Genomic DNA, 17,022 nt, shown 5'->3' with positions numbered 1-17,022 from the left:
GTGCAGCGAGGGCACGACAGGGCATCGATTCTTGCGTAAGATTAGCTTTATCAATGGCTTATAGATTGTGTGAAGGTTGGCCGTTCGGCGGACCGACAATAGAGAATCCGAGACCGGCAAGCCCGCGAAGCGGCCGATTCAAGGGGCGGGTGCAACGTCGGCACGCCACCTTGACAAGGGAGATGGCCAATTCGATGCTGATAAGCGTCTGCTTTGGTGGGACCGACGGCGAGGCAGTGGAAGCCGAGCCCGACGAGGGCGCCGGTTCCTGGTTGCCGTGGAACCGCGGCAGCCTCAGGCTTTGGTCGATTTTCAAGTGGCAGGGGACAGGGCAAGCCTTCCGGATGATGGCCTTTCCCATGCCACAGAAAGGAATGATGACGGAGTTGCATTTGTGACCAGAACAATTCTGACTATTCGAGGGCTGCATAATAAGAGGTCGGCGTCGAACGTTGCCCGCAGTTTGAAGGCCACGAAGGGCGTGACGGGGGTGGCGATTGACGTGCAGTCTCGCAGCGCCTGCGTCGAACACGACGAGCAGGCCAAGGTTGAACAACTGATCAGTGCGGTGAAGCAGGTGGGGCTTCAGGTGGACGGTTTTAAGCCGTCGGACGCTGAAGCGTAAGATTCACCTCATCTGGTTGGCGGACTGAGGTTCCGGACGGGCAGAATATGCCCTCACGTACCGTCAAGCCGTAAGGCCTTTCCTTTGCAGCACTTATGGTTTTGGGGTGTCGATCTGTCGCCACAGGTCTATGGGCTTGTCTGTTTTGGGGGGCTGGTATGGCCATTCAATTCGCCGGCCAGTGCCAGCGGAGTGGTAGGCTGCCAGGATGATTTTGAGCACCTCGCGTCCGTCCTCGCCCGTTTCGATGGGTTTTTCCAGTCCGCGAACGCATCGGCAAAAGTGAGCCATTTCCTGCGGGAAGCCGTAGTTCCAGATTTCCTCGAACATGGTGAAGGTGTACCCTTTGGTGGTAGCGGCCTTCTCGACGGCATACCCATAACCCGGCTGGCTATAGGTCAGCAGGGCGCTGCCGCGGAGCAGGTCGGCTCGCGTGAAGCCACCTGAGCCGTAGATCTCGCATCGATCGTCGACGCCCCCTTGCTTGGCCCAACTGTTCTCAGCCAAGCCAACGCGGCCGCCTTCGTACTCGACGATGCAGAGGCTGTGGTCTTCGCCCCTGGTCTTGTCGGCGTGCACGTATGTGCCCATTTGAGCGTAGACGCTCTTGACGGCCGGCTTGCCGAATACCCAGCGGGCGAATTCGATGCTGTGGCAGCCCATGTCCAGCAGCACGCCGCCACCCGAGCGATTCACATCCCAGAACCACGGCATGTGCGGACCGAAATGCTCTTCGCTCTGCTTGACCAGGAACGCCTTGCCCAAGGCGCCCTCGTCGACCAAGGTCTTGGCTCGCACATACTTGGGCGCAAAGCACAGTTCCTCGGCGTACATGAGCAGAACACCCGCATCGCGGCACGCGGCGATCATTCCGTCGGCCTCATCGAGGGTGCGACAGAGCGGTTTCTCGCAGACGACGTGCTTGCCGGCCTTGGCCGCGGCGACCGCGACCTCGGCATGCAGGTCGTTGGGAACGCACAGATTGACCATCTCGATATCTTTCACAGCCAGCAGGTCATGATAGTCGTGGAAGGCTTTCGGTATGCCCCGCTCCTCGGCGAACTTTTTCGCCTTGCCGGGGGAGGGCGACGCCACGGCGACGACTTCGCCTTCAGGGATCATCTTGAAAGCCGCCGCATGCAGATCTGCAACAAAACCCGAGCCGATGATACCGACCTTGACCTTGTTCATTTGACCTCTCCACAGAGCATGTTGATGAGACTGGCTTCAGGTAATCTCGACCTGTCGAGCTGTTTCCGCACTTTGCTGTTCGGCCAGCGCCAGGGCCACGGCGTCGCGGCTTTCTTTCGGCGTGGTCAGCTTCGGGTCCCGGTTCTGCTCGATGCAACTGAGGAAGTAGTCAATCTCGGCATAGTAGCCGTCTTCTGTGGGGATCTCCGGCGTGTAGGGGTCCTTGCCGTTCTCATAAACGGCCAGCGGTTTGCCGGTGTTCATGTCCCAGTGGACGCCGCCGTTTTCGAAGACGGCGGTGAAGCCCATGTTGAAGGGGAAGTTTCCCGGCATGTCCCACCAGCCCTCCAATTGAACCAGGGGGACCGCATCGTAGTACCACTGGGCATGGATGCGGTCGCAACTGCCGTTGGGTTTGATGTGACCTTGGGCGCAGACGGCTTTCGGCTTGCCCAGAAGCCCGAGGACGAAATCCACGTCGTGCACGTGCAGGTCGAGGACGGCCCCGCCCGAGAGTTTCGGATTGAGCACCCAGTTGTTCAAGGTGTAGCCCGGGGTGGCGGCCTGGCGGCGGAGGTGCAGAGCCTTCAGTTGGCCGTACCGGCGGTTCTCGACAATCTGCCGAAGGAAGCGGTATTCCGGCCAGAAGCGGATCACCTGGGCGACCATGAACCTGGCCTTCGACTTAGCGGCGGCGGCCAGCATGGTATCGCAGTCTTCAACCGTCAGTGCCATGGGTTTTTCACACAGGACGTGCTTGCCTGACAGCAGGGCGGCCAAGGTGATTTCCTTGTGCAGCGGCGTCGGAACGCAGATGTCCACGGCGTCGACGTTCGGGTCGGCGATCAACTGCTTCCAGTCGGAATATCGCTGCAGATGGCTCACGTCCCGCTTACTGCCCTTGGAGTCGGCGATATTGCCGCCGACCTTCGACCAGTCGCCTTCGCGGCGATCGGGCTCCTTGTCGCAGATGATGAGAGTCACCCGTTCGGGCATCTTCTCGTACTGGTTGAAGTGGTTGCGTCCGATGAAACCGGCGCCGATCAGGCCTACGCGAATCATGAGATCTCTCCATAACGCAAGCGTGCGATGCTTTGGGGCACGCGACGAGCCGGGGACAAAACCCGAATGTCGGAATCGAGTTGTCAGTCATCAGTTTTCAGTCTCGGGGGCTTTGAAGAAACCGGTTACTGACAACTGAGCACTGACCACTTCTATTGGCTTTGTTCGTCATTCTGGTTTCGTCATTCGTCATTTCCAGGCCTCCCCAGCGGGCCCGGGATCGCACCGAAATGGTACCCGGGTCTGCCCGCTGGCGAAAGGCTTTCTCGTGCGTTACATTCTGGCGACATGAGAAACGCAATTCCAAACACCATCATCGTCACAGGACTATTCAGCATAACCGCCTTCGCCGCCGACATCCCGTGGCCCGAGCACCCGCGACCGGACTTTCAGCGGAGCCCGTGGGTCAACCTTAACGGCCAGTGGGACTTCGACTTTGATCCGCAGGATGTGGGTGAAAAGGAGCAGTGGTTTGTTCCAGTCCAGCATGCTTTTTCCAGGAAAATCACTGTGCCGTTTCCGTGGGAGAGTAAGCTGAGCGGGATCGGCGACAAGGACTACAAGGGCGTAGCCTGGTACTCGCGCGAGATCGCGCTGCCCGATGGCGAAGGCTGGAAGGGCAAGGATGCCTGGTTGATCGTCGGGGCGTGCGACTGGGAAGCGAGGGTGTGGGTCAACGGCCAGCCGGCCGCCGAGCACGTCGGCGGCTATCTGCCGTTCGAGGTGAACCTTTCGCAGTTCGCCAAGCCCGGCGAGAAGGTGGCGATCGTCATCCGCGCCAAAGATGTCACCGACGACCAGCAACCGACCGGCAAGCAGATCGGCTGGTACACCCGAACCAGCGGGATATGGCAGACGGTCTACGTCGAGCCGCGGCCCTCAAGATACATCAACTGGATCAAGGCCTACCCCGATATCAAGACCGGCGAGGTCAGATTTGCAGTCTCATGCATCGGAAGCGGCATCAACAGTCTGCTCGTCACGAGCCCTGACAATTCATTCGACACGGTAGCAGTCAGCCTTTCGGCAAGCGGCGGCGACACCTCCGGAGAACCGCGATCGGCGAAGATCAGGGTCAAAGAGCCGCGGCTGTGGAGCCCTGACAGTCCACACATCTACCCGGTTGCCGTTGAGATCTCTTCCGAGCTGGCGTCCAGGAGTAAGGATCGGGTCGAGAGCTACTTCGCTTTGCGCGACATCTCCGTCGGCCCTGCCCCCGGTCGCGACTATCAGTACGTTTGCCTGAACGGCAAGCCCATCTACCTCCGCGGGGCGCTGCACCAGTCGTTCCATCCGGATGGGATCTATCAATATCCGAACGACGCGGTGATGCGCAGCGACTACGAGCTCTGTAAGAAGATCGGCATCAACTTCCTGCGCATTCACATCAAAACCCCGGTGCCGCGCGAGCTGTACTGGGCCGACAAGCTCGGCGTGATGATCATGCAGGACATGCCGAACTTCTGGAACAACACGGGGCAGGCCCGCAAGTGGTACGAAGAGATGCTGCACGGAGCGGTGGCCCGCGATTTCAATCACCCGGCCATCTTCGCGTGGGTGGATTTCAACGAGACCTGGGGCCTGGACAATCCCGGTCCATATAGCGAGGAACGCCAGCAGTGGGTCGAGAACATATACAAGCTGACCAAGTTGCTGGACCCCACGCGGTTGGTCGAGGACAACTCGCCCTGCAAGTACGACCACGTGGTGACCGACATCAACTCGTGGCACTTCTACATCAATGACTACGAGCAGGCGAAGAAGCATATTCAGGAGGTCGTGGACAAGACTTATCCGGGCTCGACGTTCAACTACATCGGTGGGCGCAGGCAGGCGGACGCTCCGCTGATGAACAGCGAGTACGGCGGGATCAGCGCCGGTCACGGCGACCAGGACATTTCCTGGTGCTTCAAATACCTGACCAACGAGCTGCGCAAGCACGACAAGATCTGCGGCTACATCTACACCGAGCTGTCGGACATCGAGTGGGAGCACAACGGCTACGTCAATTACGACCGGTCGCCCAAGGAGTACGGCTACGATTTCTGGTTCCCCGGATTCTCGCTGGCGGATATCAACAGCCCGGACTTTGTGGTGATTGACGCCCCGCCGGTGATCGAACTGAAGGATGGTCAGCCCCGCGAGATCCCGATCAAGATCAGCCACTGGTCCGACAAACAGGCCAAGGCACTGACCCTTCGCCGGCGAGTGGATTGGATCGATCGGGACGGCGTGAAGTGGGAGGGTCAGGAGCGGAAGACACAGCCGGCCATCTGGAAGCCGTACGAGGTCGTCGATCAACCGGCGATCAACGTCTCTGCGGAATGGGGGGTGGGGCCGGTCGTTGGGGCCCTGCTGGTCGAACTGGTGGACGGCGACGACATTTTGGCCCGCAACTACGTCAATTTGCTGGTGCGGCGGAGCGCTCCGGCGGCGGAGGTTGTGGGCAAGGCATGCTTCCTGCGTTTCCGGCCAGGTGACTTTTCAGCCTGGCAGTGGGAGGAAGACCCGACCACGATGCCGGTGGCAGTGAGCGCTGACAAGGCGTGCATTCGGTGGAGCGGTTACATCGAGTACCAGATCGATACAGGGATTAAAAGCCCGGACGGCCTGGTTGGTCTCGATCTGACGGCCGAGGTCTCGGCCAAGGCCGGGGACGAGAAGCTGGACTGGCCGGAGCGCAAGAAAGACATTGACTACCCGCAGACCGATGTGAAAAAGTGGCCGAGCGATCTGCGGATCAGCATCAACGGCGTGGAGATCCATCGTGAAACGTTACCTGACGATCCGGCCGACGCACGTGGAGTTTTGTCGCATCATCGGCAGTACCACCCCGGCTCATACGGGTTCCTGGTAACGGCGAATGTTCAGGACGAATCAATAGTCAAGCGGATCTTCGACGCCGCCAAGGACGGTGTCCTGACCATTCGCTTCGAGGTTCCGGCCGACGCAAAGAACAAGGGCGGCCTGGCGATTTTCGGCGACGCGCTTGGGTGTTATCCGGTCATGCCGACGCTTGTCGTCTATTCCAGAGACGAGATGCCACAGCCGCCAGCTTCGTTCACCGCTCGTTCCACGGCGGCAGTCAACCGGTTCGCCGATCGGGCGAAATCGCTGCTGCCGACGGCCGAGGGCGGCGGTCATACCTGGCGATGGACCACCGACAGGCCGGACGACAGGTGGAACCAGCCGGATTTCGATGACCGGCAATGGAAGACCGGCAGGAGCGGCTTCGGCAAGGAGGGTACGCCCAACACGATCATCAGGACGCCTTGGACAAGCCAGGACATCTGGCTGCGGACCGAAGTGACGATCGAGGACCCGGCCACCATCGTTGCCGGCCAATGGCGACTTTACCACGATGAGAACTGCGAAGTGTTCGTGAACGGCAAGCAGGTCATCAGGCAAAGGGGTTTTGTCACGCAGTACAAGGACGTACCGCTTGGCCGCGAGGCTCTGTCCGCCCTGCGTCCCGGCAGGAACATCATCGCGATTCACTGCCGGCAGACCGAAGGCGGGCAGTACATCGACGCCGGGCTGACGGTGCTGGTGAAATAGTCAAACGACGCGGTCCGCGGGCCTTCTTGGCATCATCGGCGTGGTTGAATCAGGCGGGGTCGTCCGGCATTGAAGATGTCGGCGCGAGCGTCTATGTTTGTTGTGCCCCCGAGTGACACGGTAACCGGCGCACGAATAGACGTCATCGTCAGGAGGATCACGGTCCATGATTCGTCCAAGCCTGCTTTTGCTGCCCGTACTCTTCTGGGGGTGTGGCTCCGGCACCCGGAGTTGCCTCGACCCGAGCCGCCGCAGCGCGGAAGATCCGGAAGCGATTCGTATCAAGCCGCATCATTTCGTCGACATCATTACGTCGTATGGGCGTGGAGAAGAATTCAAGCCGCATCCGTACGGCCACGCTGTTCACACGGTCGCCGAGAGAATCCTGAGTAACCGTGACGTCATGCTGGTCATGGAGCTGGGAGCGGATGACATTTGCGGGCCGTGCAAGCACAACGTGGGCGGCGTGTGCGACGACGTCATCGATACGTCCTATCGACCGCAGGCCCCGTCCCGCAAGCAGGAATGGAACCTGTTGATCGACGAGCGGTGGTGCAAACGACTGGAGCTCTTGCAGGGCGATCGCCTGACCGCCCGGCAGTTCTGCGAGCGGCTCCGCGATCGCGCCGGTGACATCACGGACATCTACCGCGAGATCCCGGCGGAGATGACCGCCGAGCGAGTCAAGGCGATGCGCGAGGGCGTGCGGCGGTTCTTGCAGGGCCCCTGATGCACTCGGCCGAGCCGTCTGCTATGCCAGCCAGGGACGTTTCCTTTTCTGCGCGTCCGGCCACAGGCCGACGAGGATATTGACGTCCTGAACCACCTGGAAATCGAACATGCCGACGCAGGCGAAGTCGGCCTCGTTCTGAAACGCGTACCGGAAACCAGCCTCGGGCTCGATCGCCCCGGCCGCCAGGATCTTGTAGGGGATCCAGGGTTTGTTCACCGTTTGCATGAAGTCGATGGTCCGCTCGGGTTCGAGGCACCAGTAGTTGTCGTGCGGGTTGTGGGATACGTCGTGTCCTTGCCGCAAGCATGGGTAATCTTGGACGGCGTGCCCGGGGCGGGACGGAGTGACGAGGGATCAGCCAGGGATGTCGGCGTCGGTCTCCTGGATTGTCTTGCGGTAGTTCCAGGGCATCCAGTTTTCGGGTTGGGCGGCGAGGTCTTCGGCGTGGCGTTGCAGTTCAGTCAGGTAGTCGAAGGGATCGACATCGTTGAGCCGGCAAGTATGGATGAGGCCCGCGAAGATGTCGTAGAGGGGGCCCCGTGCCCCAATGTTCTGGAAATGCCCCTGTGCTGCTCCAGACTGTTTAGCGACACTAACACATTCCCCTTGTTAACCAGCGGTTTGCCCCAAAGACCAGACAGCCATTTTGAGCAACTGACCGTCAGGCATCCTCGATGGCACGTTAGAGGGCGATATCTGACGGTTGATTCAGCCGGAATCTGATGGTTCAATCGAAGGAGGATCCTGTCTGAGAGCAACAAAAAACCTCCGTAAGTCGCTCACCTACGGAGGTTTACATCATCGAGGCCGACGGGGCTCGAACCCGCAACCTTCGGATCGACAGTCCGATGCTCTAGCCAATTGAGCTACGGCCCCTTCGGGTTTCCCCGCGGGATTATCGTGAGTATATCCTGCGGGGGGTTCAAGTCAAGGTTGGCGGGTTCTGGTCGGTCCTGTGTCCAAGTAGTTTGCTTTTGCCATTGTCCTTGGCCGGTTCGCCGTTTATGCGGTCCTGTTTGGAACGGCAATCACGCGCTCCCTGCGAACAGCCGTCCTCGGGGTCATCCCTCGGGCGGCCTGCGTGCCGGTCAGAGCGTTCGTTAACCGAACGCTTCAACGGAAGATCAGTCTCGCGATCACCACGTAGGCGTTGCTGAACGGCTCCTGGCGGAAGAAGGCGACGGGTGCTTTGGGATCGCCGATGAAGGGTCGGAGCATCCAGCCCATCTGCATCCCCACGAAGGCGTAGAGGCCGACCCAGACCATGAGCATCAGCCGGTGGCGGCGATTCCGGCGGACCAGTGGTCGGTAGTAACGCAGCATGATGATTTGACCCGCCGCGGTCGCGACCGTGAACATGGCGGCGTTGAACAGCAGCGCTGCCCGGTAGCTGCCGCACGAGAAGTACCAGAACCGCGTCAATGGGGCGAGCGAGGCCAGGGCGATGCTCAGCCCGGCCTGGCCGGCGAGAACGGCCTGCACGGCCTCGCGGAAGTCGTCCCGCAAGCCGAGCACGGTGTTGAGCACGAAGAATCCGGGCAGGCACAGTGCGGTCGTCGCGAACAGCAGCAATGGTACCTTGGCGCCGCTGTAAGCTATTATGAGCAGCCGTTCAGCCGAGCCGAGATCGAAACTGCCCATGAACGCGCCGTAGATCGGCGAGAAAGCGACTACCATCAGCGGGAGCCACCACCCCGGCCGTGAGGCAGCCTGCTCCGGCAGGAACGGTCCGCTGCCTCGCAGGAAGAGATCGGCATGTGCCAGCGCGGTTCGCATCGTTACAGACGCCCGGACTCAATTCAACCCCAGCAACGCTTGAATCTGATGGAACACCGCTTGGAAGAAATTGCCTGACCTCGGCCTGAACCAACTGAAGGGCATGTTGGGGTTGCCGATGAAGGGTCGCAGCACCCAGCCCATCTGGGCTCCCACCAGGCAGTAGATCAGCAGCCAGATCCGGAAGATCGTCTTAGCCTGTCCTATCGCGTAGTCGGGCATCGGCGAGGGTTGTGGGTCCAGCGGGCCGAGTTCTCTCGGAGGGGCGGTTGAGAACTCTGCCAGTGACGACCGACCCATATCGGTGGGGGCGTCAGGCGGAGGCGGTGATGTTGGCGCGGGTGGCGGGACGACCGGATATGCCAGCCGTTGGAGCGTATTCAGCAGGAAAGCCAAGGCCACGCAGCCGGCCACCGCCAGAAATGCGACGTTGAGCAGAACCATGAACGGGTAGCTGGTCGTACTGACGGTGAAAAACCCGAGAATAGGCCCCAATGAAGCAGCCACGGCCACGTTGACCGCAATCGCTCCGACGAGCAGGCGCAGAGTGGCCGTGAAGCTCAAGCGGCAGCCCACCATGGCATTGAACACGTACAACGATGGAAAAGTGACCATCAACGTCAGCAGAAACAAGGCCGGAAGCTTGACCATGCTTGCGAGGAGCTGCCAGCACCTTTGCGGCTCGGGGCTGGTTCCGCCCCAGTAGATAGACAGGGCGTACCAGCCCATGAAGAAACCGTAGCTCGCCCCCAGACCAACGGCCAGCGGCACGAAACGCCTGAGGGACAGCTCCACCTTTCCTTCCGCCAGACGTCCTGGTGATGTAATACGACCGCGCAACAGCTCGTCGAGCTGCTTGAACGCCGACAACATATTTCGTCCTCCGAAAAGGATAAGAGGGACCGGCCCGAGCCGGGTATCACTACCGGACCGCGCCTGCCTCGCCAATGCGATGCCGGCCTCGCATTCCGCCTGCCGGGCATGTCGTATTTACGTTCCCGCCGACCACCGGTTCGCGCCGTTTTTGTGGTTTGTGCCATCCTCCCAGGAAACGTGGCTCAAGAGCCCCGTTGAGAATAGACTTGCGGCGTGTCGGCGGTCGTGGCGGCCGCCGTCGCAGGCTCCGCAAGAGTATCGTTTTCCATCGATTGCCGCAACAGGTGTGAGTCGATGCCTCCGGATACCACCGCCCAGCAGCGACAAGCCCTGACCGAGAGACTGCTCGCGGCATTCGACGGTTCCATCCCGCGCGTCTGGAAATCTCCGTTCTATCTGTTGGGCTTGTTGATCGTCGCGACGGTTATTCTGCTCCTGCCCCTGGTTTATCTCGGCTTCATCGCGTTGACGGGCTACGGGATCTACTACCACATCATCCACAATATCGATGTTCTGAGCCTGCCTTCTGCTGTGCACAGACGAACCGTGTTCGTGATCATGCTGCTGAGGCTGGCAGCGTACTTTGGTCCGATCCTGATCGGGATGATTCTCCTGCTGTTCATGGTCAAGCCGTTGTTTGCCCGGCCGGCCCGCAGCGAGCGGCGGCTCTCATTCGTACGCGAGAACGAACCTATCTTATTTGCCTTTGTAGAGAAGCTGTGTGAGGTTGTCCGGGCGCCGGTTCCGCGACGTATCGACGTCGATTGCGACATCAATGCCGCCGCTTTCTTCCGGCGAGGTTTTCTCAGCTTTCTCGGACGCGATCTGGTGTTGCGGATCGGTGCCCCGCTGGTGGCCGGCCTGTCGCTTCGCGAGTTCGCGGGCGTTCTGGCCCATGAATTAGGCCACTTCAGTCAGGGCACGGGCATGCGTTTGACGTACATCATCGGTTGCGTCAACGGGTGGTTCGCCCGCGTCGTCTACCAGCGAGACACCTGGGACGATCGGTTGATCGCTCTCTCACAGGAACAGGGATGGTTCAGCCTCTTCTTCCTCGTCGCAAGGCTGTTCGTCTGGCTGACCAGACGAATCCTGTGGCTGCTGATGATCGTCGCTTATGCTATGAGCTGCAGTCTCCTTCGACAGATGGAGTACGACGCCGATCGGTACTGGGCACGCATCTGTGGAAGCGAGTGCTCCGAGTCGAGCCTCAAGAGGCTGCACGCTCTGGCGAAGGCCAGCCAGACGGCGTTTGCGTTCATCGCTCATTGTTGGCAGGAACATCGCTTGCCGGAAGACTTGCCCGCGCTGATTGTGGCCGAGGCCGAACGTTTGTCACCGGAGGCCCGGCAGGAGATCGAGAAAGGCATTTCCGAATCCAGAACGTACATGCTCGCGACACATCCCTCCGACCGCATACGCATCCAACGAACACGCAGTGAAAACGAGCCTGGAATCTTCCATCTGGCGGAGCCCGCGTCGGTGCTGTTTGTGGATTTCGATGCCCTCTGTCGTGAGGTGACCTTTACGTTCTATCAGGGCCTCATCGGCCCGGAGGTCCGCCGCGAACACCTTCTTCCAAGAAGCGACGTGGATCAGAAGCGCAGGCTCCTGGACGAGACGCTGGAGGCTGCCCGGCGGTTCTGGACCACGCTGGATTTTGTGACACGGCCGTTCCGCATCGACCGATTCTCTCCAGTCTTCGACCTGCCTCCAAGGGAGTGCCTGGAGCGGCTCAAACGCGCTCGCTGCGCTCTCGAACGTTCGCAGCATACGATCCGCAAGGAATACGGTCGGTTACGTGAACTTGACCAGACCATCAGCAACGCCCGTCAGGCAGAGTGCCTGCTCAAGGCCGGGTTCCGCGTCGATCCGGAGATGATTGGACTCAAGAAAGCTGACCCCTTGCAGGCACATGAAGTTGGTCGCCGGGCTGAGCGCGATCGGCAGGGAGTCGAGGAACGTCTGCTGAAGATCGAGGCCGTCTTTGCGGTTCGACTGGAAGCCGCTTTGGCCTTGCTCAAGTGTGACCGGGTGGCCGCTCGATTAGAGAACGCGGGCGCTTTGCGGGCCAAGAGCGAGCAACTGCTCGACGTGACGGCCGGCCTGTATCGAGCCGAGTATCTTCTGACGAGCCTGCGGCTCAACCAGAACTCGCTTCGGGCAATGGAAGACGCGATCAGCCGCGGGTACGAGGAAGATGCGCTGATCGCCCAGACCTTGAGATTGCTGGAGACTCAGAACCGGGCGTTGGCGGAGTTGCGAGAAGCGACCAAAGAGGTTCCATATCCGTATGAGCACGCAGGTGGTCCGGTCTCTGTCGCGCAGTATGCCATCGGTATCGTCCCGTCCGTCAACGACCTGACCGGTACGGGCGCGGCCGTCAGTGCCTGCCTGGACAATCTTTTTGCACTTTACGTCAGGGTTATGGGAGAGCTGGCCCGCATCGGCGAACAGGTCGAGGCAGTGGTCGGCCTCCAGCCACTTGCCGTTACCAAAGACGCCCCAGCGACCGACCGGCCTGGCGTTCAGTAATCCTCCAGAGTCGGCCCGCCGAACAGCCCTGGAAGCTCGTAGCGGCACCGCGAGCTATTCGAAGACAAGGCTATGCAATACTTGAGAACATGGTATGGCGAATCGCCGTGCCTGGGGCGCCAACTGGACATCTTCAGGGCGCGGCGTATAAGAGTTGGGCATTGGCATGCGTGCTCGCGCGGTACCCGGTCACGTTCGAGAAGTCCCAGACGAGGAGAATGACCATGTTTACCATCCACCCGGCAGGCGCGTCGGTCGGCCGATTGAGTTCATGTCTTGTCGTTCTGCCGGTCCTTACCATTACCATCGGCTGCACCACCGGGCCGAACGGCCTCGATGTCGATCGAGCCTGGCGGGAAGCGGAGGTTGCCAGACGGGGGGCCTGTGAGCCTAACGCCGACATTGCCTGCGCGTGGTGGCCGGATCTGCGGGACATCTGGACTCCGGTCGGCTGGAAGGACCACGCCTTCCGTTTCAACGTGCTGTTCAATGGCACGATCCTCGCTCAGCCGGACATGAACCCTCGAACACAGAAATGGAAGAACCAGGGCGTGCAACTGGCCTTTGAGCCCTCCTACGACGGCAAGTGGCGCAACTATGGCTACATTCACCGGGACGACACCATGGTCCGCCAGTGCTGGAACGAGGCACATGCAGCGCCGATCGTACGGAGTGAATGGACTCAGCACGGCCTGTCGCTGCGCCAGGAGGTGTTCGGCCACGTGCCCGGAGGGAAGCGGCTGACCAGCGGCACTGAGCCGATCTTCGCGTGGGTACGATTGTCGATCGCGAGCATCTGCCCGGGCGTACCGGCGGAGAAGAACCACACCTTCCTTATCAAGCTTAACGCACCGCATATCTCGGCGGGCATGACCTACATGAACAACATCCAGTTTCACCTCGACCGGTCGGCCTACCCGCGGAGGCTCACCGCCGAGCCGGCGGGTGACGGATGGCGTCTGTTGGAAGAGGGGGGCAAGGTCCGGCTTGGTGTTGCGAGAGGCCGGCCGGTCGAGATCAATTTCACGCCCGGCAAGCCTACGGAGAAGGACTCGCTGATTGCGCTGACCATGGAGGTCAAGCCCGGCAATCACGTTGACGTACTCGTTCCGATGTTGCCGACGGAGCGTGAGGTCTTCGACGCCGAGTTGATGCTTGGCCTTGAGGGGGCCTTGGCGGAGGCGGATGCTTTCTGGGCGATCGTCCCAGCCACTGCCGCCGTGGTGGACACGCCGGAAGCGCTGGTCAACAACACCATCAAGCACAGCATCCGGCTGGCAGAAATGATTTCGGAGATCAATCCGTCCAACGGGCTGCCAACCTTCCTGAGCGGTTCTCTCGAATACACGTATCTGTGGCCGACGCCCGGAGCGATGGCGTGCACGATGCTGCTGGATGCGATGGGTTATCACGACAGTGTTGCAGCGCACCTGGAGCAGTTTCGAGTGGGCCAGGGCCAATTCAAACCGCCCGGAGATCTTTTTGAGAAGCACCCGGGCTATCTGAGCGCCTCGACGGGCCTGTCGGCGATCGACTGGCTGAGCGACCACGGGGCCATTCTGTACAGTGTTGCCGAGCATTCGCTGATGACCGGCGATGAGGAGTTCACCCGCCGCTGGCTGCCGGCCATCGAGAAGGCGTGCGACTTCATCAAGGATGCCCGGCGCATGCAGGGGCACAAAGGGGTGCCCGGCGTCATGCCCCCGGCGGTGGCCACCGACATGCAGACACAGATCCAGGGCCTATGGAATGACGGGTGGATGTACAAGGGTCTGACGTCGGCGGTCAAGGTGCTGCGGTTAGCGGGGCATCCGCGTACAGAGGAATTCGCCGCCGAGGCTCGCGACTATCAACGGACTTTTGTCGCGGCTCTGCGAGCCAAAGCGGCCGAGATGCCCACGTGGACGGATTGCAAGGGCAAAACACACCGGATGGTCCCTGCCGCGTTGGGGGGTGCGACTGAAGTCGATCCGCGACACCCGTTCTACCTAGATACCGGTCCGCTGTTCCTTGTGTTTTCGGGATTTGTGGATGCCCGCGACGAGCTGGCACGGGAAGCGATCGCCTGGTTTCGAGAGGGTCCGCAACTGGCGATGCTCCGAGAGGAACCGTTATATGAACAGATGCCCGGCCTGCGTCACGAGATGTCGAGTTGGGAGCCGTGCTACAGTTGGAACGTGTTCCACTCGCACGCGATGAACGAGCGGTATCAGTTTCTGGAAGGCATGTACAGCCTTTATGCGGGGTCGGTCTCGCGTGAGACGTTCGTGTCCTGCGAAAGCCGGGGCGGGATCACCGGCAACGTGTTCTCGGCACCGCTGGCCATCTATTTATCACGCCTGGCGATCATCGACGACCAGATCGAACCGGAAGCGCTGCACTTGCTGCGGATCATGCCGCGGGCATGGCTACGGACCGACCGCGAGACGCGATTCGAGAAGATGCCGACGGCGTTCGGGCCGGTCACGGTGAAGGCCCGGATCAACCGGGAAGGCAAGATGCTCGAAGTGACATACCGGGCATCTTTCCGCCGGCCGCCCCAGAAGGTTCTTCTTCATGTCCCACCCGTGCCCGGGCTCAAGGCCGTCAGGGTGAACGGCAAACCTGTTGCGTGGGACGGTCGTTCGGGGAGTATCGAGCTGGTGCCGTCTTTGACGGGCGAAAAGGTCATTCCGTGAGCAACGGACTGAGGCGGACGGTTTTTTCGGGTCGCAAGCAAAGCGTCTTGTGACCCAAGAACATGCGCGCAAAACGCGTGCCTGTCGCGACGGAAGAGACCAAAACGGCCGATCACAAGGATCGGCCGTCGCCGTGCATCTGGTTTGCTGACGGAAGAAGCTCCGTTCACATGATCAGTCGTCGGGGGTTGTCGAACCCGACGGCTCCTCGGGTCCGAAGGCTTCGAGATCGTCCCACAGAGGCCGGCGCCAGACTTCGTCCTGATCAGGCACGTTCGTCCCAGCCGTGACGTCGGGTTGTCGGGGGGTTGGGGTCCGGCCGGTGGCGGGTTGGGATTGCGGCCCACCAGCGGCGGGACGGGTACTCGTCGGCACGCTGTACGGCTTCGGCATGGCGTCGGTCGGCGAATGGCTCAATTGCAGCAAGGCCTCGACGACGGTGCGGAGCTCTTCAGGAGTGGGAGCCTCAGTGGTAGGTTGAGTTGATATCAGTACGGCGTTCCGCGCTGCCGGGGGCAAAGGAGGCGGAACCGATAGAACGATCTCGAACTGTTCATCAGTGGCATTCTTGGACATCCAGTTCATGGCAAACAGATCGTTCGGGGCTTGGCTGCCGAGGAAATCGTAGGTGATAGACGTCGGTTGGCTGGTCGTATTCGCAATCGGGGGAGTCGTCGTCTCAACGCGTTCGGCCACAGCGGGCGTTTCAGTTGCAGGCTCGACCTGGTTATTCTCCTGATCAGGCGATTCGGCGAGGGGATCGATCTCCGGCAGGTTATCGTTGATATTGAACGGGTCGGTGTTCATCAGGGCGGCAAGGATCTGAGGATCGAGGGGCCTGCCGTGGATCGACTTTTCCTCTTGGGGGGCCGGCGACGAATCGGGGGTTGGTTCGATTACTTCGGCGAGCGCCTCTGTTGGGGGCACTTGATGGAGAGCCGACGATTCCTGGATAGGCGTCGACGGCCCATGCTCGACCGTCTGCGCCGTTTCCAGCATTTCCGATGGTGACTCGAAGGGTTCTTCGAAGGTCAGATCGGGAGACTCGGCCGTACGAATGTCTTCAAATGCCGGTTGGACAGTCGGCGGCTGCCCGTCGGCCTCGGGTTGAGTAGTGGCGACAATCAGGGACTCAACCGGCGGCTGCGGTTGCTCGGGAAGCGGTTTCACCTTCGGCGTCGCGGCCAGAGCGGTCAAGCTATCAAACGGCGTGGCGCTGCCGGATATTTCCTGAGGAAGCTTGTTGAGGCACTGCTGTGCGGCGGCCATTTTGGCGTTGTACTTCAGGGCGGTCTTGAAGGCTCGGGCGGCCTCGGCGGGTCGAGACTTGGACTGATACATAAGGCCGATGTTGAACCAGGCGTCCTCGACGGGGACGACGGCCAGGAAGTGTCTCATTGCCTCGTCAAATCGATCCTGCTGAGCAAGGACCATGCCCAGATTCATATGAGCGCGGGCGAAATCGGGTTGGAGTTCCAATGCTTTTCGGAAGCTTTGCTCGGCCTCCGTCCAGCGCATCTGGACCAGAAAGCTGAAACCCTGATTGTTGTGAAGGTGCGGTCTTCCGGGAGCAAGCTCGACGGCTTTGGCGAGTACGGCGTCGGCCTCCTTGAACTGCTGCATCTGACAGAGGACGAGTCCGAGCCGATTATGTGCTTCGACGTGCCTGGGATCCAATTGGATCGCCATGCGATACTGGGCAGCGGCGCGTGTGAGGCGACCCTGCGACTCGTGCATGCGGCCGGCGGCCACGTAGGTTTCCGGTGCGATGTCCGGCATTCCCGTTTCGCTCTGCTTTGTGGCTTCCCACGAAGGCATCTGCGCGGAGTTGCCGGGTACGTTCATCAGCTTTTCCCTGGTGGAGTCGGACGATCCACATCCGACCAGGAGCACGGACACAAACGCCGTTTGTCTGGCTATCAGGCTGAATCTCTTCATTTTGGTCATGCGCAACGCTCCCGCTCAGCTTTCTCCCGCATCATGGCGTG

At 60.7% G+C, this 17,022-nt stretch carries 11 protein-coding genes and 1 tRNA gene; 5 read left to right on the top strand and 7 right to left on the bottom strand.

The genetic code is table 11. The features are described 5' to 3' along the window. The first annotated feature begins 394 nt into the window (after positions 1-394). Positions 395-625 (top strand): heavy-metal-associated domain-containing protein, encoded by a 231-nt coding sequence (locus PLL20_06250; GenBank protein ID HPD29576.1) that lies wholly within the window; start codon positions 395-397, stop codon positions 623-625. 93 nt (positions 626-718) lie between these two features. Here PLL20_06250 and PLL20_06245 read toward each other — a convergent pair whose 3' ends face one another. Further along, the gene (locus PLL20_06245; protein HPD29575.1) at positions 719-1,816 is read right to left on the bottom strand and encodes a Gfo/Idh/MocA family oxidoreductase; all 1,098 of its coding nucleotides are present in this window, start codon (positions 1,814-1,816) and stop codon (positions 719-721) included. Positions 1,817-1,852: 36 nt separating this feature from the next. After that, positions 1,853-2,878 (bottom strand): Gfo/Idh/MocA family oxidoreductase, encoded by a 1,026-nt coding sequence (locus PLL20_06240; GenBank protein HPD29574.1) that lies wholly within the window; start codon positions 2,876-2,878, stop codon positions 1,853-1,855. Between the two features lie 288 nt (positions 2,879-3,166). On the opposite strand from PLL20_06240, the gene PLL20_06235 reads away from it, so the two are divergent. Together PLL20_06235 and PLL20_06230 are read left to right on the top strand one after the other, a co-directional pair. Then, positions 3,167-6,436, top strand: a complete 3,270-nt coding sequence (locus PLL20_06235) for a glycoside hydrolase family 2 TIM barrel-domain containing protein (GenBank protein HPD29573.1) — start codon at positions 3,167-3,169, stop codon at positions 6,434-6,436. Between the two features lie 166 nt (positions 6,437-6,602). Next, positions 6,603-7,166: a hypothetical protein gene (locus PLL20_06230; protein ID HPD29572.1), complete on the top strand. Its 564-nt coding sequence runs from the start codon at positions 6,603-6,605 to the stop codon at positions 7,164-7,166. Positions 7,167-7,187: 21 nt separating this feature from the next. Here PLL20_06230 and PLL20_06225 read toward each other — a convergent pair whose 3' ends face one another. From PLL20_06225 to PLL20_06210, 4 genes are all read right to left on the bottom strand, one after another. After that, a complete protein-coding gene (locus PLL20_06225) occupies positions 7,188-7,472 on the bottom strand; it encodes a hypothetical protein (GenBank protein HPD29571.1) in 285 nt (94 codons plus the stop codon). 499 nt (positions 7,473-7,971) lie between these two features. Beyond that, positions 7,972-8,045, bottom strand: a tRNA-Asp gene (locus tag PLL20_06220). A gap of 237 nt (positions 8,046-8,282) precedes the next feature. Beyond that, a complete protein-coding gene (locus PLL20_06215) occupies positions 8,283-8,945 on the bottom strand; it encodes a hypothetical protein (GenBank protein ID HPD29570.1) in 663 nt (220 codons plus the stop codon). 18 nt (positions 8,946-8,963) lie between these two features. Then, entirely contained in the window at positions 8,964-9,818 is an 855-nt protein-coding gene (locus PLL20_06210; protein ID HPD29569.1) for a hypothetical protein, read from the bottom strand. A 297-nt stretch (positions 9,819-10,115) separates the two neighbouring features. On the opposite strand from PLL20_06210, the gene PLL20_06205 reads away from it, so the two are divergent. Continuing rightward, the gene (locus PLL20_06205; GenBank protein HPD29568.1) at positions 10,116-12,356 is read left to right on the top strand and encodes a M48 family metalloprotease; all 2,241 of its coding nucleotides are present in this window, start codon (positions 10,116-10,118) and stop codon (positions 12,354-12,356) included. 224 nt (positions 12,357-12,580) lie between these two features. Further along, positions 12,581-15,034: a hypothetical protein gene (locus PLL20_06200; protein ID HPD29567.1), complete on the top strand. Its 2,454-nt coding sequence runs from the start codon at positions 12,581-12,583 to the stop codon at positions 15,032-15,034. Positions 15,035-15,208: 174 nt separating this feature from the next. Here the strand turns inward: PLL20_06200 and PLL20_06195 are convergent, their stop codons facing one another. Further along, positions 15,209-16,981 carry a tetratricopeptide repeat protein gene (locus tag PLL20_06195; GenBank protein HPD29566.1) on the bottom strand — a complete coding sequence of 591 codons (1,773 nt, stop codon included), beginning with the start codon at positions 16,979-16,981 and terminating at the stop codon, positions 15,209-15,211. Positions 16,982-17,022: the final 41 nt, after the last annotated feature.

The organism is Phycisphaerae bacterium (genome assembly GCA_035384605.1).
In the GTDB taxonomy this organism is placed as follows: domain Bacteria; phylum Planctomycetota; class Phycisphaerae; order UBA1845; family PWPN01; genus JAUCQB01.
The sequence above is the reverse complement of the archived record's forward strand: the minus strand, read 5'-3'. Positions and strand labels throughout refer to the sequence as shown.

Excerpts from the sequence above, each read along its gene's own strand:
- PLL20_06240 (HPD29574.1), bottom strand. The coding sequence starts at position 2,878 with ATGATTCGCGTAGGCCTGATCGGCGCCGGTTTCATCGGACGCAACCAC.
- PLL20_06195 (HPD29566.1), bottom strand. The coding sequence starts at position 16,981 with ATGACCAAAATGAAGAGATTCAGCCTGATAGCCAGACAAACGGCGTTT.
- PLL20_06200 (HPD29567.1), top strand. The coding sequence starts at position 12,581 with ATGTTTACCATCCACCCGGCAGGCGCGTCGGTCGGCCGATTGAGTTCA.
- PLL20_06230 (HPD29572.1), top strand. The coding sequence starts at position 6,603 with ATGATTCGTCCAAGCCTGCTTTTGCTGCCCGTACTCTTCTGGGGGTGT.
- PLL20_06215 (HPD29570.1), bottom strand. The coding sequence starts at position 8,945 with ATGCGAACCGCGCTGGCACATGCCGATCTCTTCCTGCGAGGCAGCGGA.
- PLL20_06210 (HPD29569.1), bottom strand. The coding sequence starts at position 9,818 with ATGTTGTCGGCGTTCAAGCAGCTCGACGAGCTGTTGCGCGGTCGTATT.
- PLL20_06205 (HPD29568.1), top strand. The coding sequence starts at position 10,116 with ATGCCTCCGGATACCACCGCCCAGCAGCGACAAGCCCTGACCGAGAGA.
- PLL20_06235 (HPD29573.1), top strand. The coding sequence starts at position 3,167 with ATGAGAAACGCAATTCCAAACACCATCATCGTCACAGGACTATTCAGC.
- PLL20_06245 (HPD29575.1), bottom strand. The coding sequence starts at position 1,816 with ATGAACAAGGTCAAGGTCGGTATCATCGGCTCGGGTTTTGTTGCAGAT.